This is a genomic window from Vibrio sp. 10N.261.52.A1, assembly GCF_002876325.1.
GTDB lineage: Bacteria > Pseudomonadota > Gammaproteobacteria > Enterobacterales > Vibrionaceae > Vibrio > Vibrio chagasii.
Map to the genome: position 1 here is coordinate 892 of NZ_MCYD01000077.1, position 1079 is coordinate 1970.

The 1079-nt window shown below is 43.7% G+C and carries 2 protein-coding genes; one reads left to right on the plus strand and one right to left on the minus strand.

Annotated features, from left to right (window positions below):
* The first annotated feature begins 296 nt into the window (after positions 1-296).
* Positions 297-815, plus strand: coding sequence for a GNAT family N-acetyltransferase (locus BCT81_RS01090; protein ID WP_004738571.1), 519 nt, complete (start codon positions 297-299; stop codon positions 813-815).
* Here BCT81_RS01090 and BCT81_RS01095 read toward each other — a convergent pair.
* Positions 781-1079 (minus strand): DUF3301 domain-containing protein (locus tag BCT81_RS01095; RefSeq protein ID WP_241908130.1); only part of this gene is annotated, 299 nt, incomplete at its 5' end. The two genes, BCT81_RS01090 and BCT81_RS01095, sit on opposite strands and share 35 nt — an antisense overlap.

Below are 1079 nucleotides of genomic sequence, written 5' to 3' on the forward strand. Positions count from 1 at the left end.
TGTAAAGGACACCGCTCACGGAACAAGTGATGTGCGCTAACTAGGATTGTTAGCTTTCAGGATGATTGGACACCGCTAGGACGGCGAAGTAAAGGAAAGAGCTGAAGGATTACAGCCACTATTATGGATGATGCATGGAGCATTAATTAGTAGCCGGACTGCTGCGAGTAAGACCCTAGCCCTGACACTTCGGTGTCGGGGCTTTTCTTTATCTAGACATTTCACCCATCTAGAGGCTCTTTATTTAGGAGCAATACATCTGCTTTTCTGCTAACGGTCAACACAAGGAGTGTTTTATGACGATAGCAACCTCAAGAACGCTGTTAGTACCTTATACCGAACAGCTACAGCACGATTTCATCAAGCTCAACTGCTGCCCGATTAATCGAGCAGAAATGAATGGGCCGCATTCTATCGCTTCTGCGAAGCAACTATTTCAAGAGATACTGCAAGACAACGTCGGCTTTTGCCGTGCCATTATCCATAACCAAACCCGTGAATATCTTGGGCATGTATTTATCTCATCAGAAGAAGGTAAGCACGAGTTAGGCTTTATCTTGGATAAAGAATATTGGAATCAAGGTTTTGCCAGTGAGGTACTGAAACCTTTCTTTAATTTGGTGTGCTTTGAAGAGCGTTTAACCAATGTTTTCGCGACCGTTAATGTCGGTCATAATCCATCGATTAAGCTTTTAGAAAAACTCGGCTTTGTATTTAAAGAGACCAAACAAGATCAGTTTGGCCCTTATCATGAATATCGATACACCGCTTACTGCGACGTTACATTCTATGAGGCTGTAGCTCAAACCGCATAGAACGGAAACCTACCATGGTCAGTTTCCCTTTGTAACAGTCATCCCCTAACGCTGAAAACTCAAATTGGTAAATGGTGTGCCAGCGCCAAATGGTCGTGAGTTCATGGCGCATCTTCAATTTATGACCACTAAAGGCAACACTTAACAGTTGCAAGTCGAGCTCTTTACACTTTCTCGCAATGGCAGCTTTCGCAAGCTCAGATTGCCTGCGCTGCTGCCAAAACAGAAAGCAAAAGAAGCACAGAAACAAAATAGCCAATAAGT